This window comes from Streptomyces sp. NPDC026417 (assembly GCF_055567695.1).
The window spans coordinates 78,622-102,640 of record NZ_JBVHPY010000025.1 but is presented as its reverse complement, the minus strand read 5'-3'; the positions used below and the strand labels follow the sequence as shown (position 1 = coordinate 102,640).

The following is a 24,019-nucleotide window of genomic DNA, read 5'->3' as shown; positions in this document are numbered from 1 at the left end:
ACGAACCGCCGTCCGGTGCGAACCACAACGAGATCGTGGTCGACGCAGGACCCGACGAACCGCCGTCCGGTGCGAACCACAACGAGATCGTGGTCGACGCAGGACCCGACGAACCGCCGTCCGGTGCGAACCACAACGAGATCGTGGTCGACGCGGACCCGAATGCTCGGGACCTGACCCATGACATCAGCAGGATCTGAGTTCGTGGTCGAGGGTTCTCGGTAGAGGCAGGTGTCGGCTGGTGCTGGTGGCAGGAGTGCCTACCACCAGCCGATATTTGCCTTTCTGAAGCAGGGAGTGGCCGTGGGTAGTGGTTGGCGGGGTCTGCCGGCAGTCGTGTGGATAGTCCTGGCAGGGTGTGTGGTGTCGGCCACCGGTACGGCGGCGACGGCGCCATACTTGTTCGTGTTCCTGGAGCAGGAGCGGGGCCTGGGGGCGGGGGTTGTGGGCGGCCTGCTGACGGTCCGCGCGGCAGGGGCTGTGGTGGGAGCTGCACTGGGCGGCGTGTGGGTGGACCGGCTGGGAGTACGCCGGGCATCCCTGGCGGCACTGGTGTCTACGGCCGCCAGCGTGCTCGGGTTGCTGACGGTGCACGGCCCGGCGGTCGGTGTCCTCGCGCTCTTGCTCTACGGGGTGGTGGCTGCCGTGCTGGCGGCGGCGCTGAGTTCTCTGCTGGGGCAGGTCACGCCTGACGGGCAGCGGCCGAGGGTCTTCAGCATCGCCTACGCAGGGGTGAACGCGAGCGGGGTCGCGGGGGCGCTGATCTCGGCGTTCCTGCTGGGCGCGCAGCCCGCGGGCGGATATGTACTACTGTACATAGTGGACGCCGCCTCGTTCCTCCTCCTGGCCATGGTGGTGTGGCGGTGGGTGCCGCGTGACAGGCCCTCGTGTGCCCTCGAAGAGGCGACCCGGGCCCCGGTAGCCCGCGAAAGGCCGGCGGGTTACCGGGAGGTGGCGCGGGACCGCGGGATGGGCTGGCTGTGTGCCGTGGCGGCGGTGGTCGTGTCCGCCGGGTACTGCCAGCTGGCGATCGGCCTGCCCGCGGTCCTCACCCTGCGCCACCTGCCAGCCTCCGGCCTGAGCTGGGTGTTCGCTGCCAACATGGCGGTGGTCACCGCCATGCAGGTCCCGATGAGGGCACTGTCGCGCCGTTGGCGGCGCACCACCTGCCTGATGACTGGGGCGCTGGTGATGGCCGCAGCGTGGCTGCTGATGGCTGCCACGCCTGGGTTGGGCATCGCGGGTTTGGCCATGGCTGTGGTGGTGTTTGCAGTCGGCGAGACCATGCTGGCCCCGGTATTCGGCGCCCTGGTCAATGATCTCGCCCCTGACCGGCTCCGCGGACGCTACAACGGCGCCTACTCGCTGGCCTGGACCGGAGGCTGGCTTGCCGGCACGGCCCTGACCGGCTTGTTCCTTGCCCTCGGAACGGGGAACCTGCTCCTTCCCGCGCTCGCCCTCCTGCTCGTTCTGGCCGCGGCCGTCGGCCTGCGACTGCGCCGGCGCCTGCCGGCCTCCATCGACCTGCCAGCGCAACGGACCACCAAACCGAAATCCGACCCCGAACCGGAACCCGAGCCCGTATCTGCCGGGTGACCCTCCGACCCGAGGAACATCGCCATGACTGCCACGACCATCAACGGGAACCACGACACCCAGCGGCGGCTGCGGTCCGCGATCCGCGACGCGCCGCGCACCCCCGGAGGCACACGCACACGCCTGGCCGCGCAGCGAGACCTCGCCGACCTGTGGCGCAGGGCAGGGGAATACCGGCGGGCGGGGCTGCTGTTCTCCCTCACGCTGGCAGCGGCGGAGCGGATCGAAGGCCCGGACGGGCCCCTGGTCGCCTCGATCTGCAACCAGTGGGGGATCCTGGGCAAGTACACCGGCCGCTTCGAACAGGCCGAGGCCCTGTACATGCGGGCACTGGCCGTCTACGAGCAGATGTACGGGCAGGAGTGCGACGCAGTGGCCACGATCTGCCACAACCTGGGCGGCCTCGCCCACGCCTGTGGTGACAGCACCGCGGGCGAGCCGTGGGCGGCCCGCTCGGTGGCCATCCGCGAACATCTCCACGGCCCCAGTGATCTACGGGTGGCAGCCGACCGGGCGGCCTGGGCCGCCCTGCTGGACGGCTGCGGACGCATCGACGAGGCTGAGACCCAACTCCGCGCCGCCCTGGAAACCTTCGGCTCGGCTGACGGTGACCACCGCTACGACATCGCCGTGAACTGTCACAACCTCGCAGCCCTCCACCACCGCCGCCACCGCTACACCGACGCCATTGCCAACTACCACACGGCACTGGCTGTCAAAGAATCCCTCCTCAGCCTCGACCACCCCGAACTCGCCACCACCCTCGTCGGCCTCGCCGCCGCGCTCCTGCAGCACAACCAGCCCCATCAGGCTCTCCCCCATTACCAGCGCGCCATCACCCTCCTCACCGGCCGCGTCACCCCCGACCACCCCGTCCTCCAAGCTGCCCACCGCGGACTCGCCACCGTCGCCCTGCCTCAGTCCTAACCACCGGCACGGCCCGCGAAGAACGGAGACCGTAATGAGCCTGTCCTTCCTGTTGTGCATCCCGTGCGCAGACGCTGAGAACCCACTCCTTCTCATCGCCGCGACGCGCCCACCCGTCGGGGGATCCAGCAATCCCGGCGATTTCGAGGAAGGGCCGGGATGATGTCCACTGTTGACTTCGTGGGCCTAGCCGGCCCGGACTTCCTGTCGAATGAATTCGGAAATCGACCTCTTCTGCGCAGGAACGCGCTTGGCAGGGACGCGAGTGAGGTGGCTTCCTCGCAGGTCCTGCTCTCCCTGCTTCGCGAGTGCGTCTTCCCAACCCGCTTCCTGAGCCTCTACCGCTACCCCGAAACGATTCCTTCGAACGAGTACAGCGGGTACAGGTGGGAGAGCGGCGGGGCTCCGGTGAAATTTGCAATACCAGAAAAAGTTGAGCAGTGGCTCCATGATGGAGCAACCGTCATGTGGCGGAACATCCACCTCTTCCGGAAAGATTTCGAGGAGAACCGCCGGATGGCCGCTGACAGGCTCGGCGCATCATGCGACACCTATGCATTCTTCACTCCTCCCCACTCACGCGGCGTCTCCGAGCACGATGACCCAGACGACGTCTTCGCCCTGCAACTGGAAGGAACCAAGGACTGGCGGGTATGGCTGCCCCAGGGAAACCCCCGCCCTCACGGAGAATTCTACGATCCCGCTGAACTCGGGGAGCCATTCCTAGAAACCACCCTGCACCCCGGGGACCTTCTCTACATGCCCCGCCATGCACCCCACGTTGCCGCAAGCACCGACACGGCGTCCCTGCACGTGACACTCGCTGCCCGGCGGGACATCTGGCCGGAAGTAATAACCTCCGCACTGACCCGGATCATGCGCGAGGACCCCGAATTCTCCGACACGCCGTTGCTTTCACCCAGAACACAGAAGGAATTCAGATCAAAAATAGAAAAACTGATCTCATTGATGAATGGTATGGACGTCGAACAGGAGATCAGAAAAACCGCCGAGGAGTCCGCGGGGAAAGCGCCCGCATCTGGCTGGTAGTAACAAACCATCAGGTCCGGTCCGGACTTCAACACGTCGCGGCTCTGGCCACTGGTGGCTGCCGTCTGGCCCGGACTGCTGTTCGCGTTGATGCCGCACGCTGCGGATCGGCTGAAGGCGACGGGCGATTTACTCGTCGCGTCGATCTGCAACCAGCGAGGTTTTCTCGCGAAAGTCATCGTTAGGTGTCGTTGAGGACGAGTGCGGCCTTCGTGATGACGCCTATGCGGTTGGGGCGAGGGTGAAATCTCCTAGTGAATCAGTTCTGGACCATCTGGGCTTGCGTCCGACGGCCCGGGCAAACTGGTCGAGGCCTGTGGCGGCAAGCCCCCAATGTCGCCCTCGACCAGCGATAAGGGCATCACCTGATAAAGCCACTTACCGCAGAAAGGGCAATTCGTGATAGGTGTACTGGACCTCGCCGTCCAATTTCCTTCCGCACGTCTTAACGTGAGGGATATTCACGCGAGATCGGGGGTCCCGCTTGCCGAAATTATGGCTGTCACTCATTGCGAGGAGGTGCCAATTTTGGGTGAGGATGAGCAGTCCTGGCAACTCGCACACCGCGCCGCAGAGGAAATATTGACCCGAAGCCGGGTAGGTAGGGACGATATTGACTTCGTCATATACTCCGGCTCCTCCGAATGGGACATCCCTTTCTGGTCGCCAGCAGCTAAGGTGGCACAGGCGCTAGGGATCCGCAAGGCACACTGCTTCGAGGTCGCGAACTTTTGCAATGCCGGAATGGCCGCGATGCAGATTGCGCGCGATAAAGTGGCACTGAGGCAAGCAAAGTACGTTCTCGTCCTTGTTGCCGATCGGCTGAGCAGGCTTGTAGACTACAGTAATCCAGAATCCAAGGGTCTCTTCAATTTCGGCGACGCAGCGGCGGCGATGCTTGTAGGCGATGGTGAGGGCCCCTTTGAAATGCTCGGTTCCACGATGCTCACCGATCCTGACTGGGTTGACAGTGCCGCAGCCGAGCACGGACCGGAGGGAGTTTTCATCCGCCAGGGAAGGCGTCGAGAAGGATTTGGCGAGGTCTATGTCAAAAACTTCAATAAACTGGTCAACAGAACCCTTTCCGTGCTCGACAGGAAGCCATCCGATATCGCTTATTTCCTTATCAGCCAAACCAATATGGATAGACATAAGCAAGTCCTCCAAGCCCTCGGGATTCCCGACGAAAGGAGTGTGTTCAACTACACCAGATTTGGGCACATGGGCGGCGTAGACACTCTGATAGCCTTGTCCGACCTGAAAACGGCCAACAGACTTCGCCCCGGCAGCCTAATCTTGCTCGCAACGGCCGCCGTCGGCTTCACCTGGGGAATTACGGCACTGGAATACACCAGCCACGGCTGAGCATAAACCCAAGTCAATCCTCCCCGCTCGGGCAGTACCTGTCGGTGCGCAGTCAATGTAACCTGACTGGGATGTGGTCGAGGACCGGGGTGGGGCGGCGGTCGTTGAGGCGGGTGCAGGCGTCCCTACCGCGTCGATCGGGATCAGCGAGCCATTCCTAGGGTTGACCTACTCACGGGTGCCGGGTGTGGCTTTCCGGCGTCTGCCGTGGTTGTGGCTTGCTCCGAGCCGTCGCTCGGCACCCCACGAAGACGCGGCTGCTCATTAGGAATTGCCGCACTGATCGATCAGTAGGCACTCGACAGCGAGTTCGCCCGTGGTACCTAATCGAACACGACCTGCGGAGAAGCGAGTGAGCCATCCCTGGGCCGGTATCGACGCCGGGAAGACCCATCACCACTGCGTGGTGATCGACGACACGGGGAGGCGCCTTCTGTCCCGGCGCCTCGCCAATGACCAGTCCGAACTTTGCGTGCGGGTCAGCAGCTTCGGAGTCAGGGCCGCTCCCTCCTGGCACAGCTGCGCGTAAAGCGCCGGCCAGTCAAGTCCGGCAAGTGCGGGCACGAGGTCGTCCCGGACCGCGGGAGGCTGCTCGCCGCCGATCACGGAGTCGTCGAAAAGGGTGTCGGCGACAACAGGCTGGTCCACAAAGAGCCCCTCATACGGCGGATCGGCGACGGACAGCTCCCTGTCCCGGACCGTCAGAAGACCGCTCGCATCCGGCGTCGGCGGTACTCCCGCAGTCAGCGCATGATCCCCTGCCGGAGCCCGGCGCACCGGCAGTATTCGGACGTCGAGTTCGCCGCCGTCCGCGACAGGCTCGCCCTGGTCGACCGAAGCGTGTCGGGCTCCGGATGCCGGGTGGCGAATGACCGGACAGCAGGCCGTTTCCCGTACGTGGTGCGGCGGTCACGCCGGCGTGTGAGCCATCCGGTGCGGGCCAGGTTGGGTCCCCCGGACCGGCGAGCTCGCTCTGCGGGCACCAGTTCCCGGCCTTCAGCAGAGTCCTCAACCGATCCAGGCTTCCCCAGCCGAATGCGTTAGTGCGCTGATCGACACCTGCGCCGGCCCGACCCTAGCGGCGGGGACGCTCCCGGCTGCGTTGCCGATTCCTGTCCTGCACGCGACGACGCTCGATGCGGGCGTCAACCCAGCGAGCAGCGAGCGACAGGAACTCGGACCAGACTCTTGCGCGGTCCTTGGAAGCCTGCGGAAAGATGACTCGGCAGATGGTTGCCGCGGTACCGCTCAGCAACATCAGGATGACTGCCAACGCTCCCGCCCACGCGGGCAAGTTGGCAAGGTATTCGACGAGCATGTCTGCGACTCCGACACACGGCAGCCCCGTGGGCCCCTCGTCGCGTCTCTGAGACGCCCCTCACGGGCGGTACGAAGACGAGGGTGCCCCTTGGATGAAGGTGAGGGCTGCCCCGCCTGCGGGGCTCCGCGGAGCGCGCGGAGTCTGGGCGAGCGGCGTGGGGAGTGGAATCGGTACGGCCGCGAGCCACTGGCGGGTGGTAAGGGCACATCGCCGGTCCGCACGGGTCCGCGCCGCGCGAAGCGCTGCCACGCGGGCGGCATGGGGTAGGCGTGCGTGGGGTCCGAGAAGCGCGAGGCGGGCAGCCATGGCGCGGAGGAAGGAGGCGACCAGGCCTGACAGGGAGATGCGGAGAACCTCGACGATCCACTGAGCGCTGATCAACGTTCCCTCACCCCCTCGAACTCAGATCTGGGCAATACCCTCGGAGCACCGAGCGAAACCGCGAGGACTGGATGTGCTCCAGTGGCGTCGCGGTGCCGGCTCGCCACACCCGAGCGCACGATGCATCGGCGTGACCGGCACCTCGTTCGAGGCCTGGTCCCTGGCATCTGAAGCGCAGGGAGAGCCGTCGTCGCGATGCTCAGGGCTCGACCGCATCGACCGACGCTGGTTCCGGTGCCACGTCACGACGGCCGGCCCGGTCTTGGAGACCCGCCGGCTCACCGTCGAGGCGTGGACCCGAGGGTCAGCATCGCCTCGGCGACCTCGCCGACCGCCGCGTCGGGGATCGCGGTGGCGGCGTCCTCCAGGACGAGCAGGCGCGCCCGGGGGATCTCGCGCGCGAGTGCCTCGGCGTTGCCGACGGGGAAGAACCGGTCGCGGCGGCCGTGGACGACGAGCGTGGGGATGCCGATCTCGGGCAGGCGTTCGCGCCAGCGGGGTGTGCAGTCGAGCCGGGAGAAGACCATGCCCAGCTGGTTGGCCATCTGGACGGCAGGTGCGGTACCGGGTGTGCGGTCCCAGATGCGCGCGGCGCTCGCGCGCGCGGCGGCGGGGTCGTCGCCGAGGATCCGGGCGCCGTGGGCGGCGAACTCGGCCACCGCCTCGCGGTCGGTCCAGTCGGGCATGGGATGCGCGAACAGCCGGCTCATCGTCGCCTGGTCGTGGTCGGGCAGGTCGTCGTCGGGCGGGCCGGGCGCAACGGCGCGGGTGCCGGCCAGGGTGAGCGCCGAGAACGCGCCCGGATGGTCGAGCGCGGCCACCTGGGCGACCATCCCGCCGACGCCGATCCCCGCGAGGTGCGCGGGCCCGCCGCCGAGTACGCCGGCCAGGGCCGCCGCGTCGGCGGCGAGGTCGCGCAGGGTGTAGGCGGGCGCCTGCGGGTCGGCGGTCGTCGACTCTCCGCTGTCGCGCAGGTCGTAGCGCACCACCCGGCGCCCGCCGGCGGCGAGGCGCTCGCACAGCGCGTCGGGCCAGGACAGCATCGTCGTCCCGCCCGCGAGCAGGATCAGGGGCGCGTCGTCGTCGCCGAACGACTCGATGCCCACGGCGGTCTCATTGACGTCGACGGTGGCCACTGGGATCACCGCCGGACGTCGTAGGTCAGGTGCGTCGCGGTCGATGTCGAGGTCACGCTCCGCTGCACCAGCGTGCGGGGCGGCCCGCCGGTGAACAGGGGCGTCCCGGCACCCAGCACGACGGGCGCGAGGTGCAGCGACAGCACGTCGGGGAGTCCCGCGGCGAGCGCCGAGCCGATCGTGGCGCCGCCGCCCATGAGGACCACGTCGAGGTCCTTGCCCTGCTGTGCCGACGCCGCCTCGGCGCGCTCGCGCGCCGCGCCGACGGCATCGGCCAGACCGGTGGTGACGAACGTCCAGTCCAGGCCGGTGAGCCGCACCGACTCCGGCGGGGAGCTCGTCACGACGACGAACGCGGGCTTGCCGACCTCGCCGGCGCCGTAGCCGGTCGTGTCGTCCCAGCCGTGCGGTCCGTCGACCACGTCGAAGAGGCGGCGGCCCAGGACGACCGCACCCGAGCGGGCGGTCCCCTCGCGCAGGAACCGGCGGTCGTCGGGGTCGTCGGAGAACGCCCAGGTGTGCAGAGCCTCCCCGCCGGTGCCCAGGCCGTTGTCCGGGCCGGGGTCGGGCCCGGTGACGAAACCGTCGAGGGAGACCGAGATGTCAGCGATGATCGACGTCATACAGGGCAGACCCGATCCGCGCCCCGAACTCATCGCTCACCCGTGAAGCACGCACCCGATGTGCACCCGGCCGGCCGGCGTGACGCCCGCCGGCCGGAAACCCCTGCACAGGGTGGCCGGGGCCCGTGTCCGACGCCGGGCCTCAGGGGTTGGTGCGGACGACGGCTTTTGTGCTGCGCCGCGGACCTCGTGCCGATGAGTTTGCGGTGGCTGTGCCGTCTACCCGTCGACGAAGGGAGCGCACCGTGCGCAAGATCATCATTTGCACGTTCCTCACCCTGGACGGCGTCATGCAGGCGCCGGGCGGTCCGGACGAGGACTCCGAGAGCGGCTTCCAGCACGGCGGCTGGCAGAAGCCGGTGGCCGACGACGAGGTCGGTGCGGCCATCGCCGGCTGGTACGAGCATTCCGACGCGATGCTGCTCGGCCGCAAGACGTACGACATCTTCGCGTCGTACTGGCCGACCGCCGATCCGTCCAACCCGTTCACCGAGCGGATGAACACGATGGACAAGTACGTGGCGTCCCGGACCCTGACGTCCGTCGAGTGGCAGAACTCCACGCTGCTGGGAAGCGACGTCGTCGATGCGCTGCGCAAGCTGAAGGAGTCCGACGGCGGCAACATCAACGTCGTCGGCAGCGGCGATCTCGCCCAGACCCTCATGCGGCACGGCCTCGTCGACGAGTACCGGCTGACCATCCATCCGGTGATCATCGGTACCGGCAAGCGGCTGTTCGCCGACGGAGCGATCCCCACCGCGCTGGAGCCCGTCAGCGTCTCGACGACGAAGGGCGGCACCGTCGTGGGCGTCTACCGGCCGAGCGGTGAGCCCGGCTACGACAGCTACTAGACGGCTCCGCAACGGGGCACCTCCTCAGGCCCGCCGGCAGGGACGCGCCGGTGGGCAGAGGGACCGGCTCTCACCTCTCAGTGGGCCTGCGGATAGCCGATCTCGGAGATGTCCTGGGCCAGGTCCGCGAGGGTGACCTCGGCGTTCAACGACGCCACGAGTGCGGGGGTCAGCGGCCGCAGGGCATACAGCTCACGGACCGCTTGCAGGTCCACACCGACCTCGTAGTAGTCCTCGGCGAAGCGCTGGAACGCTTCGGGTGAGCGATCGAGGAGCAGGGGGAACAGGCCCGTCGCGCCATCAGGGTCGGTGCGGTTCGCGGGGAAGTCGATCGTGCCGTGGTGCCACTGCTCATCCCTCGCCTCCCGCCACAGGCAGACCGTCACGACGGGCACGCCGTCCTCGTCGGTGAACGCCGGCTCCTCGACGCAGGATTTGAAGACCCCGGGAACGTCGTCGATCACTCCCGGCCAGGGCTCGCCGTCCCGGCCGTAGGGGCTCATCGGTGATTCGTGGTCGAAGCCGCGGACATAGGCCCCGGCGTCCGAGAAGACGATGGAGTACGCGTCTCCCGAGCCGTTGCGCATCGAGGCCATCTCCTCGCCCTCGGCCCACGTGGCGTCGAAGGAGTAGTACCGGCCTTCCCAGTCCGGGCTCAGGATCGCGTCGAGCATGGCAAGCGAGCGGCAAAGGTCCCGCAGGTCATCGATGGCAGGCAGCCGGCGGGCCACGTCGTAGGCAGTCACGCGTTCATCCAACCGGATCCCTCGGACATCGCCCCCGCCCGCCCCTGCGCCGGACGCCGGGGCCGGTGGCGGTTCCCGCGGCAGCGCCCGCGGCCGCGGGTCGGCCGGGTGCGCCGGCGCCGGGACCCAGGTGGTCCCGGCGCCGGCGGATCGGTGGCGCGTCAGCTCTTGGGCATCAGCACGGTGTCGATGATGTACACGTTGGCGTTGGCGGTCTTGACGTTGCCGCAGACGACCTTGGCGGAGTCGTTGACGGTGTAGGACTCACCGGAGCCGGAGGTGGTCAGCTTGGACTTCTCCAGGGTCTCGAAGGAGCCGTTCTCCAGGTCCTGGGGGGTCAGCTTCTCGCCCACGACGTGGTAGGTGAGGATCTTCGTCAGCTGCGCCTTGTCGTTGAGGACCTTGTCCAGGTCGGCCTTGGGGATCTTCGCGAAGGCGTCGTTGGTCGGCGCGAACACGGTGATGTTCTCGGCGTTGTTGAGGGTGTCGACCAGGCCGGCCTTCTTGACGGCCGTCACCAGCGTGGACAGGGCCGGGTTGTTGGAGGCGGCGGTGGCCACCGGGTCCTTGGCCATGCCCTCGAAGGAGCCGGCGCCGTCCTTGGGCACCGAGGCGCAGGCCGGGCCGAACGGCTCGTCGGAGGTCATCTCGTCGCCGGCGCTGCCGGTGGAGCTGTCGGTGGCCGCGGCGGAGGCGGAGGCCTTCGTCGAGGAGGAGGCGGAGGAGTCCTTGCTGTCGTCGGAACAGGCGGTCAGCGCGATCGGCAGTACGGCGGCTGCGGCGACGGCGACGGCTGCGCGGCGGATACGGGTGTTCATGACGGTTCTCCTATAGGGGGTGTCGTATGACGTTTTCAGCGGGAAGAAAAGACGTAAGTGGCTTGCGGGAAAGGGGTGTTGGGGTGGTCAGTCGACGGTGACCACCACCGAGTGCCGGCCGCTGGCCCCGTCGGGGACGGTGCGGGTGCGCCGGTCGGTCTGCACCCGGCCGGTGCGGTCGGTGGCCCGCACGGTCAGGGTGTGGCTGCCTGGGGTGGCCTTCCAGGGAAAGGACCACTGGCGCCAGGTGTCGCGGGAGGCTTCGGCGGCCAGGTCGGCCTGCTGCCAGGGGCCGTCGTCGATGCGGACCTCGACCTTGTCGATGCCGCGGTGCTGGGCCCAGGCCACCCCGGCGACCATGACCGTGCCGGCCGCGGGGCGGGCGAAGGGCTTGGGGGTGTCGATGCGGGACTGGGTCTTGATCGGCGCCCGGCGGGCCCAGCTGCGCTTGACCCAGTACGGGTCGTAGGCGTCGAACGTGGTCAGTTCGATGTCCTCGATCCATTTGCAGGCCGAGACGTAGCCGTACAGGCCGGGGACGACCATGCGGACCGGGAAGCCGTGCTCGAAGGGCAGCGGCCGGCCGTTCATGCCGATGGCCAGCAGTGCGTCGCGGCCGTCCATGACGTCCTCGACCGGGCTGCCGAGGGTCATGCCGTCGACCGAGCGGGCCACCAGCTGGTCGGCCCCTCCGCCCTTGGACGGCGGCTTCACCCCGCACTGGGCGAGCAGGTCCGCCAGCCGGACGCCCAGCCAGCGGGCGGTGCCGGCGTAGGGGCCGCCGACCTCGTTCGACACGCACGTCAGCGTGATGTGCCGTTCGATGAGTTCACGGCGCAGCAGGTCCTCGAAGGTGATGGTCAGCGGGCGGCTGACGCCCTTGCCGTGGATCCGCAACCGCCAGGTGGTGGCGTCCACCTTGGGGACCACCAGTGCGGTGTCGACCCGGTAGAAGTCCTGGGTGGGGGTGAGGAACGGTTTGATGCCGGGCACCCGCAGCCGGGTGCCTCGGGGCAGGGGCGGGGCGGGGGAAGCGGCGGCGGGCAGGACCAGCCGGCTGCGGGAGGCGACCGCCTGGCCGCCGGAGCGGGAGTTGAGGGTGCGGCCCGCCAGCGCGGCGCCGGTGGAGGCGGCCGCGGCGGCGGTGGCCGCGATGACGAATCCGCGGCGGTCCCAGCCGCGCTCGCCGCCCTGCGCCGGGTCGGGCTCCGGGCGCGGGCCCGGGATGCCGTCCACGTCCGGGTGGGGCTGCGCCGCCCCGGCGGCTGGGGCGGTGGGGGTGGGGGTGTGGGCTGGGGTGAGGCGGCCCGCCAGTACGTACAGCAGCAGGGCTCCGGCCAGGGCGCCCAGGATCGAGGGCAGGGCGTCGGCGGGGCCGGTGGAATCGGGGCGGGTGGTGGCGGCGAGGGCGCCGACGGCACCGAAGAGCAGGACGCCGGCCGCGCCGGTGCGGCGGCGGTGGGTGGCCAGTACGCCCAGGGCCAGTGCGAGCAGGGTCAGGGCGGCGAGGATGCCGAGCTGGAGGACGAGTTTGTCGTTGGTGCCGAAGTGGCGGATCGCCCAGTCCTTGACCGGGGCGGGGGTGCGGTCGATGGCGGCGCCGCCCACGGCGACGACCGGTCCGGCCTGGGGGCGGACGGCCGCGGACACCAGTTCCGCCACGGCCAGCGCGGCGAAACCGGCGAGGAGCCCGCTGAGCGCACCCAGCTCGAACCGCACCCAACGGGCGGGCGTCTGCTGGTCGTTCCGCTCTGTCCTCACGTGGGGAATCCGGTCCCGGGCGGGGGGCGGATTGGTATCTCACTCAAGGGGATTAAATTCCCCAAACGACCAATCCCCCGCCCCGTCGGCAACGGATAAGCGCCTTTCCGTACCCGGGAAAAGGGGGCCCGCACGTCCTGGATTTCATCGGCTGCGCGCGGAAACGGGGGCGTGCGGCGGTCGCCGGGAAACCCTGCTCTGTCTCGGGTCCGCTCGCGTGCTGCCGCCGCTCGAGGGGGCGTGGCTAGCGTCGGCCGGCGGCAGGGCGCCGCTGTGCGGGCTCCCGCAGCGGTGCAGGCGGCCCGTACCGGGCGCCCCCGCGCTGCGGGGCCGGTGGCGGCTTCGGCGGACGTGGGACTCGGAGGACTTATGAGCGCGAGCGTGGTGGTCGTCGGCGGCGGGTACGGGGGCGTGCGGGTGGCCAAGGCCCTGGACGAGGTGGCCGAGGTGATCCTGGTCGAGGAGCGGGACGCCTTCGTGCACAACGTCGCCGCGCTGCGCGGGGTCGTGGACGCGGGATGGGCGGAGCGGATGTTCATGCCCTACGACCGGCTGCTGCGGCGGGGACGGGTGGTGCGGGGCCGGGCGCAGCGGGTGGAGCCCGGAGGGGTCACGCTCGCCTCGGGTGAGCACATCGCGGCGGACTATGTCGTCCTGGCCACCGGCTCCGGTTACCCCTTCCCGGCGAAGGCGGAGGTGAGCGAGGCGGCCGGTGCGCTGGAGCGGCTGGGTGAGGCGCGGGCGGCGCTTCAGGCGGCCTCCTCGGTGCTGCTGCTGGGGGCGGGGCCGGTGGGGCTCGAGTTCGCCGGTGAGATCAAGGCGGTCTGGCCCGACAAGCGGGTCGTCCTGGTCGAGGCGGGTGAGCGGATCCTGGACGGTGAGGTGCCCGAGGAGCTGCGGGCGGAGGTGGCGCGGCAGCTGGCGGAGCTGGGTGTTCAGGTGATCCTGGGTGCGCAGGTGGACCGGGAGCTGCTGCCCGGTGGGCCGGGGCAGGCCAAGTCGTTCACGGCGGCCTTGAGTTCGGGCGCGGAGGTGAGTGCGGACATCTGGTTCCAGTGCTTCGGCGCGGCCCCCTCCACCGACTGCCTGGGCGAGCAGCTGGCCGGTGCCCGCCGGGCCGACGGGCTGGTCGAGGTCCAGGACACCCTGCAAGTCGTGGGGCAGGAGCGGGTGTTCGCGCTCGGTGACATCACCGCCCTGGCGGAGCTGAAGAAGGCCAAGTCGGCGGAGCTGCACGCGGACGTCGTCGTCGCGAACATCCGCGCCCTGATCGAGGGCGGCGCGCTGACCTCGTACCGGCCCGGCGGGCTGATCATGGCGCTGTCGTTGGGCCCCGGTGGCGGGGCCGGGTACACGCCGGCCACCGGTCTGCTGGGGGCCAGGGCGGTCGCCGGGTTCAAGAGCGGCGACCTGCACACCGGACCGTACGAGGAGCTGCTGGGCGTCAAGGAGCCTGCCGAGCAGAGCGCCTGACGGCGCTTCGGCTCGGTCACCACTCCCCCGCCGGACGCCCTTTCCCCGCACAGCGGCCGCTCCCCCTTTTTCGCCTCTTTCCGCCGCTGGGCATTCCTGCCGCCCCTTTCGGCCGCCCCACGATGCGCCGCCGCCCGCCGTCGCCGGATTCCACGCCTGCAGTCGGGCCGCGGACGTCGGCGGGGCGGGGCGGCCGGCGTCGGCGGGGTGGGCAGCGGGCCTGCCGCTGCCCGCGCGGCTCAGCTCAGCCGGTGGATGGCGTAGGCGTCGATGGCGTCACGCTGGTAGGCGGCCAGGCCCGGCTTCAACCCCGAAACCCCCGTGATCCTTCGCAGGCGGGCATGCGGCGGTGGTTCGGCGGTTGCGCTGCAGGCGATGGCCGCCGAAGGGTCACGGCCGGCTGGTGCCGGTGGTCGTGAGCACCGCGGTCAAAAAGCGCCGTACCGTCTCCAACTCGCCCGCGTCGAAGCTGTCCGCGGCCGCCACCACCTCGCCGATCACCGGCCCGAAGAAGGCCCACCCGAGCTGCGTGGCCTTCTCCTCCACGTTCAGCAGCACCCGTCGCCGGTCCGCTCGATCCCTGCTGCGGCGGACCAGTCCGAGCCGCTCCAGCCGGTCCACCAGGGCCGTGGTCCCGGCCGAGTTCAGGCGCAGTTGCTCACCCAGCCACCCGGGTGTGGCGCGGGTGCCGGCCCGCGCCGCGTCCAGCAGGTGGATCAGCGCCCGCACATCGGTGGGGTGCAGCCCGTTGTGCGCGGCGAACTCGGCGCCGAGCTCGTCGAACCGCACCGTCACCGCGCGCAGCAGGTGAACCAGTCCCATCTCCGGGCTCTGATCGTCCATGCACACTCCCTCGAACCCCCGTAATATATCTCGCTGAGCGAGATTATCGCTGAGCGAGAGGAATCCTCGTGTCCGTGTCCGCTTTCGACCTTGCCTACGACGAACTGCGCGCCCGCTGGCCGCAGTCCACCGAGGAACGCGACATCGCCACGCCGTACGGCCCCACCCGGGTGCACGTGTACGGCCCGGCGGACGGCCACCCCCTGGTACTGCTGCCCGGCGGCTCGGCCACCGGGCTGGTCTGGTTCGCCAACGCACCGGCTCTCGGCCGGCGTTACCGCATCCATGCGGTCGATCTGATGGGCGACGCCGGCCGGAGCGAACGCCGGGGCGCACCGCTGAGGAACGCGGGCGATCTGACGGCCTGGCTGGACGCGCTGCTCGACGGCCTCGCACTCACCCGGACGCATCTGTGCGGTCACTCCTACGGCGCCTGGCTGGCCGCCAGGTACGCACTGCACGCGCCGCAGCGCCTCGGCCGCCTCGCCCTCGTCGATCCCACCCAGGTCTTCGCCGGGTTCCGCCCCGGCTATCTGCTGCGTGCGCTGCCGGCTCTGATCCGCCCGAGCCAGGACCGCGCCCGCGCGTTCCTGGCCTGGGAGACGGCAGGTGTCCCCCCGGACGAGACCTGGCAACGCCTGTACGGGCTGGCGGGCACCGTTCCCGGCCGGAAGATCGTCGTCGGCGGCCGTCCCCGGATCGCCGATCTGCGTCTGCCGGCGCTGGTCCTGCTCGCGGAGCGCAGTCGCGCCCATCACGCCGCCCAGGTCGCCGCCACGGCCCGCCGCACCCTCCCGCACGCCGAGGTGGCGCTGCTGCCCGGAGCCACCCACCACTCGCTGCCCCTTGCCGCGCCGGAGCAGCTGAACGACCGGCTGGTCGCGTTCCTCGGCTGACCGCTCCCGCCGGCAGCAGGGGCCGGGTCGTGCGCCGCGCGGCCCGGGCGGGCGGTGGGGGTCGTGCGCCGCGGCGCGGTGCCGGCCCGCGCAGTTCAGGCGAGGGCGACCACCAGCAGGGTGAAGGCGGCGATGATGACGGCGAGGCGGACGTAGTGGAAGCGGAGCCAGCGGTTGATCTGCTCCTTCCAGTCCTCGGGCCGGTTCTCGGGGGTCCAGGTCTTGTTCCGGTTGTTGATCGGGACGAGCAGCAGTACCGACATGACCACACTGAGGAGCAGCAGCGCGCCGGCGGTGACGACCAGGCCGGTGCCGCCGTGGTGGCGTCCGGCGACAGCCCATACGGCGACGAGGACGAGCGAGGTGATGTACCAGACCGGCATCACGGCGCCGAGCATCCGGCCTCCGTGGGCGTGGCCGAGCTGGCCGCTGTCCTCAGGGAGTGCATCAAGGATGGGGTTCATGACGAAGGCGACGGCGAACTCCACCCCCACCATCACGCCGACCACTACGACCGTGACGACCTCGAGTGCGTTGAACATGACGACCCCTCCAGGGATCTAGCAGTGCTAGATGATGAGGCAACGCTAGTACTGCTGTCGCTCGCTTGTCTAGCGGTGCTAGGATTTCCGTCATGTCGGTACAGGAACGCAAGGAGCGCGAGCGGGCGAGCCGTGAGCGCCTGATCGTGGCGACGGCTCGTGAACTCGCCGAGCAGCAGGGCTGGGACGCGGTCACCACCCGCCGGCTGGCCGAGCGCATCGAATACAGCCAGCCCGTCCTCTACAGCCACTTCCGGGGCAAGCGCGAGATCATCGGCGCCGTCGCCCTGGAGGGCGCCGCCGAGCTGGCCGCGGCGGTGCGCGCCGCGGCCGCCGCCGCGCACGGCCCGCGCGAGCGGGTGTACGCCCTGGCCCGCGCCTACCTCGATTTCGCCGCACGCAACCCGGCGGTCTACGACGCCCTGTTCCAGCTCGACGGCGGCCTGCCGTACGCGCAGGAGGACACCCCCGAACCCCTCAAGGACGCCTTCGCCGCGCTGCTGGAGAGCCTTGGCGAGGTGGCCGGGGACGGCGTCCAGGAGGGACTGTTCACCGAGACGTTCTGGGCGGCCCTGCACGGGCTGGCCACCTTGACCCGGGCGGGGCGGCTCCCGCCGCAGGACACCGAGCGCAGGGTGGAGCTGCTGGTGGACCGGCTCGCGGTGCTCTGACACAACCGCCGCGGCGGGCAGGCGGGCGCGATCCCGAGAAAGCCGCCCCTGCGCGGGACGGTCCGTACCGCACCGCCGCGCTCTCCGCGTCCGGCGGCCGGTCCCTGCCGCCGCGCTCATCCCCCAGCCGGCCGCAGGTGGCTCTTCGCGTCCGGCCCCCGCTGCCCGTCTCCGGCCCTCGCCTCCGGGGCGCTCGCGCCCGCCTGGCGCGGCCGGCCACCGCGCACTCGCCGTCCACCGCAGACTTCACCCCTGTACGGGCACCGGCCCGGCGAGCCGGCCGCGACACCCGTCGGTCAACGGCCCGGCAGGTGCCCTAGTGCGGCAGGAAGGCCGTGAGGGTGGAGGTGAACCGTTCGGGGTCGTCGAGCCAGGGGTGGTGGCCCGCGCCCGGCTGCACCACGAGGCGGGCGTCGGGGAAGAGGGCGGCGAACTCGGCCGCCGAGCCCGGCGGGCTGTTGACGTCGAACTCGCCGGTGAGCAGCAGGACGGGGGCGGTGCAGGCGGCCAGTGCGGTGCGGGTGTCGTCCGGGGTGAAGGCGCCGGGTGCACCGAAGCCGGTGACGGCGTCCGCGTTGCGCGGCCGGGCGGCGTCGTGGTGGCGCCGGGCCGCGGCGTCCCAACGGCCGTGGAAGAAGGGCGCGATGGCCTCTCCGTCGCTGCCGGTGCCCTCGGTGAGCGCGGTCAGGGCTGCGTAGGCGTGCTCGAACCACGGCTCGCCGCGGCGCAGTCGGGCCACGTCGTGGCGCATCTGTGCGGTGATCTCCAGGCCGACCGCGCGGGTGCTGGGGCCGACGAGGGTGAGGGTGCGGATCCGGTGGGGGTGGCGGGCGGCGTACTGGGTGGCGATGTTGCTGCCGGCGGAGTGGCCGAGCAGGTCGATGTGCGCCAGGCCCAGGTGGGCGCGCAGGGCCTCGACGTCGTCGGTGAGGCGGTCGCAGCGGTAGGCGGCGGGGTCCTCGGGGTGCGGGGAGCTGCCGGTGCCGCGCAGGTCCGTGAGGATGAGGCGGCGGTGGGCGGACAGGCCGCCGAGGTCGCCGAGGTAGCGGGAGTCGGCGGGGCCTCCCGGCAGGCACAGCAGCGGTTCGCCGCTTCCGGCGGTGCGGTAGGCGAGCGGGGTGCCGTCGGCGGCGTCGAAGGTGGGCATGACCGCGATCCTGACATCCATAACCTGGTTTTACAACCAGGTTATGGACAGGGGGGTGGGGAGGATGAGGAGGGTGTATAACCGGGGTATGGAAGGTTCGGACACGTCGCGCTCCTCCCCCGCGGTACTGGGCGAGGAGCAGGCCCGGCGGATGCTTCAGGGCATCAACGAGGTCATCCGTGCGGGCGAGGAGCTGCGGGCGCTGCGCGCCGAACTGGTCCTGGTGTTCGCCGGTTACGGCTGGACCCAGGAGAAGATCGCCCACCTCACCGGCATGAGCCAGCCGGCCGTGTCCAAGCATCTGGCCCGGCACGCACCCGGTGAGGTGCCGGGCGTGACCGGCACCGCCCTGGAGCAGGGTGATGTGCCGTGGCTGCAGGGGCGGTTGTGGGCGCTGGCCGAGGAGATCTCCCTGGCCTGCCACGGCCGCGCGGGCTGCACCCGTGGCGTCCATGCGCTGGCCCGCGGAAGGAAGCGTTTCACCGCCGAGAACGTCGACGAGCTACGGCGCCTGGTGGAGGAGGACCTGCGGCTGCAGCAGGGTGAGCTGCCCGGCAGCTACCGCAGGACCTACGACGAGATCAGCCGCGGTCTCGACCTGCCCGACCGCAGCGCCCCCGCCCCCGGCTCGGCCTCGGTGCGGCGCGCCCTGGCCCGGCAGGTCCAGCGCGACTGGTTCCGGGGCGAGGGCTGACGCCGTACCGGCCCCTGGGCGCCCGCCGCACGCCGCGCGGCCGGTCAGCTCTGCAGGACCCCGTCGACGTAGATGTCGGCCTGGTAGAAGGCGACGTAGCCGGCGACTTTCTGGGCCTCCGGCAGCGGGGTGCGGTAGGACCAGGCCAGGTCGGCGTGCAGGGTGTCCTCGATGCGCACCGACCAATAGGTGGCGCTTCCCTTGTAGGGGCAGCGGCTGACGGTGTCGCTGGGCTGCAGCAGGTCCATGCGGATGTGGGGCTTGGGCAGGTAGAAGCGGGTGGGCAGGCCGGTCTCGAACAGCAGCAGGGCGCTGCGGGAATCGGCGACGGTGACACCGTCGATCTCGACGCGGACGTGGCGGGAGCTGGCCAGGACGTCGATGCGGGCGTGCGGATCGCGGGGGCGGACGAAGATCTCCTCGTCCTCCTCGAACCAGCCTTCCATGGCGTCGAAGTCGAAGCGGTAGTGGCCGTGCAGTTCCTTGAGGTCGCCGTCCTCGTAGTGCAGGGCGGCGCCCGGCGCGGTGGCGGCGCCCGCGGTGACGGTGAACTGCTCCGCCTCCCCCCGGCCGGGCGCCTGGGCGCGCCGGCCGTCGGCCACGAGCAGCTTGCCGTCGACGTCGCGGGCGGGGAAGTAGTACGTCGGGAAGTGCGGGGACTCCCACACGAGCAGGGGGGTGAGGGTGTCGGCCACCGGGTGGCCGCCCAGGAAGACCCTGACCCGCTTGGCGCACGGCTCGATGCGGATCGGCCCTTGGTCGGTCGTCGTCATGTGTGCTGTTCTCCTGACAGAGACGGTGCGGGAGCGGTGTGCCCCCGGTGGCCCACCCGCCGTCCGCGGGCGGGGTGGTTGGAAGTGTGCTCGGCTGCGGTAGGGCCCGGCTCCAGGCGTCCTCGAGGGCGCCGCGTGAGCCTTGCGGGCATGGACGACTGCGCAGGGGCGGGCCCGCTGGCCGGGTTGCGGGTGGTGGAACTGGCCGCGATCGGGCCGGTCCCCCACGCGTGCATGATGCTGGCCGATCTGGGGGCGGACGTGCTGCGCGTGGAGCGCGCGGACGGCGCCCGGTCCTTCGCCGACTGGCATCGGGTGCTGGACCGCGGGCGGCGCACGGTGACGCTGGATCTGAAGGACCCCGACGGCGTCGAGGAGCTGCTGCGGCTGCTTGAGGACGCGGATGTGCTGGTGGAGGGGTTCCGGCCCGGGGTGGCCGAGCGGCTGGGCATCGGCCCGCAGGTGTGCCGCCGGCGCAACCCTGGCCTGGTCTATGCCCGGATGACCGGCTGGGGGCAGGACGGGCCGCTGGCCGGACTGCCCGGCCACGACATCAACTACATCGCGCTCAGCGGGGCGTTGCACGCCATCGGGGAGGCGGGCGGGGCGCCGGTGGCGCCCCTGAACCTGCTCGGTGACTTCGCCGGCGGCTCGATGCTCCTGGTCTGCGGGGTGCTGGCCGCCCTCTTCGAGCGGCAGCGCTCGGGGCTGGGCCAGACGGTGGACGCGGCGATCGTGGACGGCACCGCGTCCCTGCTGGGGATGCTGCTGGCGATGACCGAGGCCGGGCAGTGGACCGCGCGGCGGGGAGGCAACGTGCTGGACGGCGGGGCCCCCTTCTACGGCGTGTACGCCTGCGCGGACGGCGGCCACGTCGCGGTGGGCGCCTTGGAGGAGCCGTTCTACGCCGCGCTGCTGCACGGTCTCGGCCTGGACGGTCGCGTCCTGCCCGACCGCGACGAGCCCGCCAACTGGCCCGCTCTGCGGGAGCGGTTCGCGGCCCTGTTCGCCACCCGCACCCGGGACGCGTGGGCGGCGCACTTCGCCGACACCCAGGCCTGCGTCACCCCGGTGCTCACCCTTACCGAGGCGGCCCGCCACCCGCACCTGCACGCCCGCGGCACCTACACCGACGCCGGCCCCGCGCCGGCCCCGCGTTTCGAGCGCACCCCGGCCGCCGCGCCCGCGCCGGAAGTCCGGCGCGCGTCGAGCGTTTCTTGAGGCCGCCGTCCGACCGTGACGCCCAACGACACTCAGGAGGGCCCCTGATGGCTGTGCACGGCTTCCAGCTCTACGACACCACCCTGCGCGACGGCACCCAGCAGGAGGGACTGGTGCTGACGGTCGACGACAAGCTGGCCGTGGCACGCCACCTGGACGCCTTCGGGGTGGGGTTCATCGAGGGCGGCTGGCCCGGCGCGGTGCCCAAGGACACCGAGTTCTTCCGCCGCGCCGCCACCGAACTGCCCCTGACCAACGCCGAACTGGCCGCGTTCGGCGCCACCCGCCGGCCCGGTGTGTCGGCGTCCACCGACCCCCAGGTGCGGGCCCTGCTCGCCTCCGGCGCCCCGGTCATCACCCTGGTCGCCAAGACCGACGTGCGCCATGTCGAGCTGGCGCTGCGCACCAACCTCGCCGAGAACCTCGCCATGATCGCCGGCACGGTGCGGCATCTGGTGCAGGCCGGCCGGCGGGTGTTCGTCGACGCCGAGCACTACTTCGACGGCTACCGCCACAACCGCGAGTACGCCCTGGAGTGCGTGCGCACGGCCGCCGAGGCCGGCGCCGAGGCGGTCGTGCTGTGCGACACCAACGGCGGCTCCCTGCCCGACCGGATCGGCGAGGTGGTCGCCGACACCCTGCACGCCACCGGCGTACGCATCGGCATCCACTGCCACGACGACACCGGCTGTGCGGTCGCCAACACCCTGGCCGCCGTCGACGCGGGCGCCACCCACGCCCAGGGCACCGCCCACGGCTACGGCGAACGCTGCGGCAACGCCAACCTGTTCACGGTGGCCGCCAACCTCGTCCTCAAGCGCGGCCTGGACGTACTGCCGGCGGGCCGGCTGGCGGCCATGGCCGAGGCCGGGCGCGCCATCGGCGAACTGACCGGGCGCCCCGCCCACAGCGCCGCCCCCTACATCGGCCCGTCCGCCTTCACCCACAAGGCCGGCCTGCACGCCTCCGCGCTGCGCGTGGACCCCGACCTCTACCAGCACATCGCCCCCGACGCCGTCGGCAGCCGGATGCGCACCCTCGTCTCCGACATGGGCGGCCGCTCCTCCATCGAGCTCAAGGCCCGCGAGCTGGGCTACGAGGTCACCGCCGGCTCCGACGCGGTGGCCAGGGCCGCCGCCCGCGTCAAGGAACTCGAAAGCCGCGGCTACAGCTTCGAGTCCGCGGACGCCTCCTTCGAACTGCTGCTGCGCGAGGAGCTCTACCCCGAGGCCGGCCGCCAGGAGGCCTTCACCGTCGACTTCTGGCAGGTCACCGTCGAAGAACGCGGCGACGCGGCGCTCACCGAGGCCCGCGTGCAGCTGCGGGTGGGCGACAGCGCCCCGGTGGTGGCCCTCGGACAGGGCAGCGGCCCCGTCAACGCCCTGGACCGGGCCCTGCACCAGGGTCTGGACACGTCCTTCCCGGCGCTGGCCGGCCTCGAACTGACCGACTACCAGGTGCGGGTGCCCACCGGCCGGCGCGGCAGCGCCGCCCCCGCCCGGGTGCTGGCCACCTTCTTCGACGGCAAACGCCACTGGAGCACCGTCGGCGTCGACGACAACCTCGTCACCGCCTCCTGGCAGGCCCTGCTGGACGCGGTCCGCTACACCCTCATCGGCGCCGTCAGCCCGGCCACCGGGGAGCAGGTGAGGGTCGGCGCCTAGACAGGCTCATCGGACGCCGCCCTGGCCCCGGGCCTGCCCACGGCCCGTCGCGGTCACGGCCGGGGCCCAGGCTTCGTCGGGTGCAGTGGGTGGGTCACTGCAGCGGGCGGTGTGTACCCCGCCGGTGCCGCGCAGGCCCGGGGCGGGGCGACGCTGGCTCTATGGGAGTGGACGGGCAGTCGGCTTCACAGCCCGTCTCCTGCATTTTCCAGTGAGGCGCCTGCAAGTTGCTTGGTACGGCTCCATGTTCAGGGGTGCCGCTTTGGGCCGTACCGCCGACAGCCGGGGACTCCCCCTCCCTGTATCCGTGCAGTCGGCAACATTCGAGCGGACCTCGACCGCATCCCGGCTGCTCCTCCAGCCGCGCACCGCAGGCTGTCCGCACATGGCCGGTCGCCATGACCTACTGGAGTGAGGTTGGACGTGAAACTGTCTCTCCCCCGCCGCATGCTGCGTTCGATCTACCGCAGCCTGATCGCCTACGGCACGATCTACACGGGCGTGGACCCGCAGGGGTCGGCGGGCGCCGGCCCCGCGCACTTGGCGCCCGCACCGCTCGAAGGGCCGTGCCCGGCCCACCCCGAGCGCGTGCGACTGGACATCCCGCTCACCCCACTGGAGCGGGCGCACATGCGCGAGCTCAGGTCCAGTTGAGCCGACCGACCGCATGGCCGCTCAGCCATGTCATGGCACTGTCGGAACGCTGTTCCGGACCGGCGGCTGGGTTCATTTCGGCGTCACAGCGGAAGATCGTCGGGAAGTACCCGGAAGGCCTTATGACGGCCGAGCGGGCGCACCGCGCGGAAGTCACGCCGGTCGAGCGTGAGGATCGCGTCGGTGTCGTAGTCGGAAGCGAGGGCCACATTTACGGCATCTGCAAGGTCCAGGTTCAGGGCGCTGTAGCGGGCCCGGACAGACTGAGCTGCAGCTAGGTGTTCCTCGGTGATCTCGGGCGCAATGACGCGCCCCCGCCGCATCCAGTGGCGGATGTCGTCGATCGCACTGTGCGCCGCAGGCCGGCCCAGCTCACGAGTAGCAACATGATCGAGCTCGGCGAGCAGAAGAGGGGACATGACGAGAAGTCCCGCCGCAAGGATCGCCTCATTCGCTGCGTGGTGGTCAGGGTGTGACGAGTCGAGGGCAGCCAGAAGCCCTGATGTATCGGCAATGACGATGATCACGCCATGGTCCCAGGTTCAGACTCGCGCCGGACCGCCTCGGCAACCGTGTCACGGACTTCTCCCCGGCTCAGGGTCCGTCCTGGTCCCTCGAAAGTGCGAGAGAAGAGCGGTTCGTCCCAGACCCTGTTGGCCATGGCGGCCAAGTGGATGCCCTGCCGGATGATCTCGGCTTCGCTGATCCCCCTGCGCTTGGCGGCCTCCTTAATGATCTCCAGGTCTTCGGGGTCCGCGTAAACATTCGTGCGCTTCATAGACATGTACCAATGGTAGTCCATGTACCGGATTGATGTACATCGCAAAATTCGCACCGCAGCAACCGTCAGGTGCCTTTCACGACGC

24 protein-coding genes and 2 pseudogenes are annotated in these 24,019 nt (G+C 70.5%); 14 read left to right on the top strand and 12 right to left on the bottom strand.

Annotated features, from left to right (window positions below; all coding sequences use genetic code 11):
* From ACZ4NT_RS31980 to ACZ4NT_RS31955, 6 genes and pseudogenes are all read left to right on the top strand, one after another.
* Positions 1-200, top strand: a pseudogene (locus tag ACZ4NT_RS31980) (hypothetical protein); the annotation flags it as partial.
* Positions 201-231: 31 nt separating this feature from the next.
* Positions 232-1,596 (top strand): MFS transporter, encoded by a 1,365-nt coding sequence (locus ACZ4NT_RS31975; protein WP_467728571.1) that lies wholly within the window; start codon positions 232-234, stop codon positions 1,594-1,596.
* Positions 1,597-1,620: 24 nt separating this feature from the next.
* Positions 1,621-2,523, top strand: coding sequence for a tetratricopeptide repeat protein (locus tag ACZ4NT_RS31970; RefSeq protein ID WP_467728570.1), 903 nt, complete (start codon positions 1,621-1,623; stop codon positions 2,521-2,523).
* A gap of 159 nt (positions 2,524-2,682) precedes the next feature.
* Positions 2,683-3,573: a JmjC domain-containing protein gene (locus tag ACZ4NT_RS31965; protein ID WP_467728569.1), complete on the top strand. Its 891-nt coding sequence runs from the start codon at positions 2,683-2,685 to the stop codon at positions 3,571-3,573.
* Between the two features lie 399 nt (positions 3,574-3,972).
* Positions 3,973-4,938, top strand: a complete 966-nt coding sequence (locus ACZ4NT_RS31960) for a 3-oxoacyl-ACP synthase III family protein (RefSeq protein WP_467728568.1) — start codon at positions 3,973-3,975, stop codon at positions 4,936-4,938.
* A gap of 352 nt (positions 4,939-5,290) precedes the next feature.
* A pseudogene (locus ACZ4NT_RS31955) lies at positions 5,291-5,407 on the top strand (IS110 family transposase); the annotation flags it as partial.
* 606 nt (positions 5,408-6,013) lie between these two features.
* On the opposite strand, the gene ACZ4NT_RS31950 reads toward ACZ4NT_RS31955, so the two are convergent.
* The 3 genes from ACZ4NT_RS31950 to ACZ4NT_RS31940 form a co-directional block, all read right to left on the bottom strand.
* Positions 6,014-6,256 (bottom strand): hypothetical protein, encoded by a 243-nt coding sequence (locus ACZ4NT_RS31950; RefSeq protein WP_467728567.1) that lies wholly within the window; start codon positions 6,254-6,256, stop codon positions 6,014-6,016.
* A 662-nt stretch (positions 6,257-6,918) separates the two neighbouring features.
* Complete coding sequence (locus ACZ4NT_RS31945; protein WP_467728574.1) at positions 6,919-7,776, bottom strand: alpha/beta fold hydrolase; 858 nt, start codon at positions 7,774-7,776, stop codon at positions 6,919-6,921.
* Positions 7,777-7,781: 5 nt separating this feature from the next.
* Positions 7,782-8,399 (bottom strand): dihydrofolate reductase family protein, encoded by a 618-nt coding sequence (locus ACZ4NT_RS31940; protein ID WP_467728566.1) that lies wholly within the window; start codon positions 8,397-8,399, stop codon positions 7,782-7,784.
* Positions 8,400-8,644: 245 nt separating this feature from the next.
* On the opposite strand from ACZ4NT_RS31940, the gene ACZ4NT_RS31935 reads away from it, so the two are divergent.
* Positions 8,645-9,250, top strand: coding sequence for a dihydrofolate reductase family protein (locus ACZ4NT_RS31935; RefSeq protein ID WP_121409869.1), 606 nt, complete (start codon positions 8,645-8,647; stop codon positions 9,248-9,250).
* Positions 9,251-9,327: 77 nt separating this feature from the next.
* Here the strand turns inward: ACZ4NT_RS31935 and ACZ4NT_RS31930 are convergent, their stop codons facing one another.
* From ACZ4NT_RS31930 to ACZ4NT_RS31920, 3 genes are all read right to left on the bottom strand, one after another.
* On the bottom strand, positions 9,328-9,996 hold the full coding sequence (locus tag ACZ4NT_RS31930; RefSeq protein ID WP_467728565.1) for a hypothetical protein: 669 nt from the start codon (positions 9,994-9,996) through the stop codon (positions 9,328-9,330).
* Positions 9,997-10,157: 161 nt separating this feature from the next.
* The gene (locus ACZ4NT_RS31925) at positions 10,158-10,814 is read right to left on the bottom strand and encodes a fasciclin domain-containing protein (RefSeq protein ID WP_121409866.1); all 657 of its coding nucleotides are present in this window, start codon (positions 10,812-10,814) and stop codon (positions 10,158-10,160) included.
* A gap of 87 nt (positions 10,815-10,901) precedes the next feature.
* On the bottom strand, positions 10,902-12,575 hold the full coding sequence (locus tag ACZ4NT_RS31920; protein WP_467728564.1) for a sulfite oxidase: 1,674 nt from the start codon (positions 12,573-12,575) through the stop codon (positions 10,902-10,904).
* A gap of 369 nt (positions 12,576-12,944) precedes the next feature.
* On the opposite strand from ACZ4NT_RS31920, the gene ACZ4NT_RS31915 reads away from it, so the two are divergent.
* On the top strand, positions 12,945-14,048 hold the full coding sequence (locus tag ACZ4NT_RS31915; RefSeq protein WP_121409864.1) for an FAD-dependent oxidoreductase: 1,104 nt from the start codon (positions 12,945-12,947) through the stop codon (positions 14,046-14,048).
* A 390-nt stretch (positions 14,049-14,438) separates the two neighbouring features.
* On the opposite strand, the gene ACZ4NT_RS31910 is transcribed toward ACZ4NT_RS31915, so the two are convergent.
* Positions 14,439-14,891, bottom strand: a complete 453-nt coding sequence (locus ACZ4NT_RS31910) for a MarR family winged helix-turn-helix transcriptional regulator (RefSeq protein WP_467728563.1) — start codon at positions 14,889-14,891, stop codon at positions 14,439-14,441.
* A gap of 68 nt (positions 14,892-14,959) precedes the next feature.
* On the opposite strand from ACZ4NT_RS31910, the gene ACZ4NT_RS31905 reads away from it, so the two are divergent.
* The gene (locus tag ACZ4NT_RS31905; RefSeq protein WP_467728562.1) at positions 14,960-15,787 is read left to right on the top strand and encodes an alpha/beta fold hydrolase; all 828 of its coding nucleotides are present in this window, start codon (positions 14,960-14,962) and stop codon (positions 15,785-15,787) included.
* Between the two features lie 95 nt (positions 15,788-15,882).
* Here the strand turns inward: ACZ4NT_RS31905 and ACZ4NT_RS31900 are convergent, their stop codons facing one another.
* Positions 15,883-16,329 carry an anthrone oxygenase family protein gene (locus ACZ4NT_RS31900; protein WP_467728561.1) on the bottom strand — a complete coding sequence of 149 codons (447 nt, stop codon included), beginning with the start codon at positions 16,327-16,329 and terminating at the stop codon, positions 15,883-15,885.
* A 92-nt stretch (positions 16,330-16,421) separates the two neighbouring features.
* Between ACZ4NT_RS31900 and ACZ4NT_RS31895 the strand changes: the two genes are divergently transcribed.
* Positions 16,422-17,000 (top strand): TetR/AcrR family transcriptional regulator, encoded by a 579-nt coding sequence (locus tag ACZ4NT_RS31895; protein WP_121409860.1) that lies wholly within the window; start codon positions 16,422-16,424, stop codon positions 16,998-17,000.
* A 316-nt stretch (positions 17,001-17,316) separates the two neighbouring features.
* Here the strand turns inward: ACZ4NT_RS31895 and ACZ4NT_RS31890 are convergent, their stop codons facing one another.
* Positions 17,317-18,147: an alpha/beta fold hydrolase gene (locus tag ACZ4NT_RS31890; protein ID WP_121409859.1), complete on the bottom strand. Its 831-nt coding sequence runs from the start codon at positions 18,145-18,147 to the stop codon at positions 17,317-17,319.
* Between the two features lie 88 nt (positions 18,148-18,235).
* On the opposite strand from ACZ4NT_RS31890, the gene ACZ4NT_RS31885 reads away from it, so the two are divergent.
* Positions 18,236-18,841 (top strand): sigma-70 family RNA polymerase sigma factor, encoded by a 606-nt coding sequence (locus tag ACZ4NT_RS31885; protein ID WP_467728560.1) that lies wholly within the window; start codon positions 18,236-18,238, stop codon positions 18,839-18,841.
* A 44-nt stretch (positions 18,842-18,885) separates the two neighbouring features.
* Here ACZ4NT_RS31885 and ACZ4NT_RS31880 read toward each other — a convergent pair whose 3' ends face one another.
* Positions 18,886-19,614 carry a DUF427 domain-containing protein gene (locus tag ACZ4NT_RS31880; RefSeq protein WP_467728559.1) on the bottom strand — a complete coding sequence of 243 codons (729 nt, stop codon included), beginning with the start codon at positions 19,612-19,614 and terminating at the stop codon, positions 18,886-18,888.
* A 150-nt stretch (positions 19,615-19,764) separates the two neighbouring features.
* Here ACZ4NT_RS31880 and ACZ4NT_RS31875 point away from each other — a divergent pair, with 150 nt between their 5' ends.
* The 3 genes from ACZ4NT_RS31875 to ACZ4NT_RS31865 all read left to right on the top strand — a co-directional run bounded on the left by ACZ4NT_RS31875 (position 19,765) and on the right by ACZ4NT_RS31865 (position 23,153).
* The gene (locus ACZ4NT_RS31875) at positions 19,765-20,835 is read left to right on the top strand and encodes a CaiB/BaiF CoA transferase family protein (RefSeq protein ID WP_121409856.1); all 1,071 of its coding nucleotides are present in this window, start codon (positions 19,765-19,767) and stop codon (positions 20,833-20,835) included.
* Between the two features lie 47 nt (positions 20,836-20,882).
* Positions 20,883-22,499: a citramalate synthase gene (gene cimA / locus ACZ4NT_RS31870; RefSeq protein ID WP_121409855.1), complete on the top strand. Its 1,617-nt coding sequence runs from the start codon at positions 20,883-20,885 to the stop codon at positions 22,497-22,499.
* 423 nt (positions 22,500-22,922) lie between these two features.
* A complete protein-coding gene (locus ACZ4NT_RS31865) occupies positions 22,923-23,153 on the top strand; it encodes a DUF6059 family protein (RefSeq protein ID WP_147464511.1) in 231 nt (76 codons plus the stop codon).
* Positions 23,154-23,236: 83 nt separating this feature from the next.
* Here ACZ4NT_RS31865 and ACZ4NT_RS31860 read toward each other — a convergent pair whose 3' ends face one another.
* Both ACZ4NT_RS31860 and ACZ4NT_RS31855 read right to left on the bottom strand, forming a co-directional pair.
* Positions 23,237-23,680, bottom strand: coding sequence for a PIN domain-containing protein (locus ACZ4NT_RS31860; RefSeq protein WP_467728558.1), 444 nt, complete (start codon positions 23,678-23,680; stop codon positions 23,237-23,239).
* Positions 23,677-23,937: a ribbon-helix-helix protein, CopG family gene (locus tag ACZ4NT_RS31855; protein ID WP_121409891.1), complete on the bottom strand. Its 261-nt coding sequence runs from the start codon at positions 23,935-23,937 to the stop codon at positions 23,677-23,679. The genes ACZ4NT_RS31860 and ACZ4NT_RS31855 overlap by 4 nt, the downstream gene beginning before the upstream one ends.
* Between the last annotated feature and the right edge of the window lie 82 nt (positions 23,938-24,019).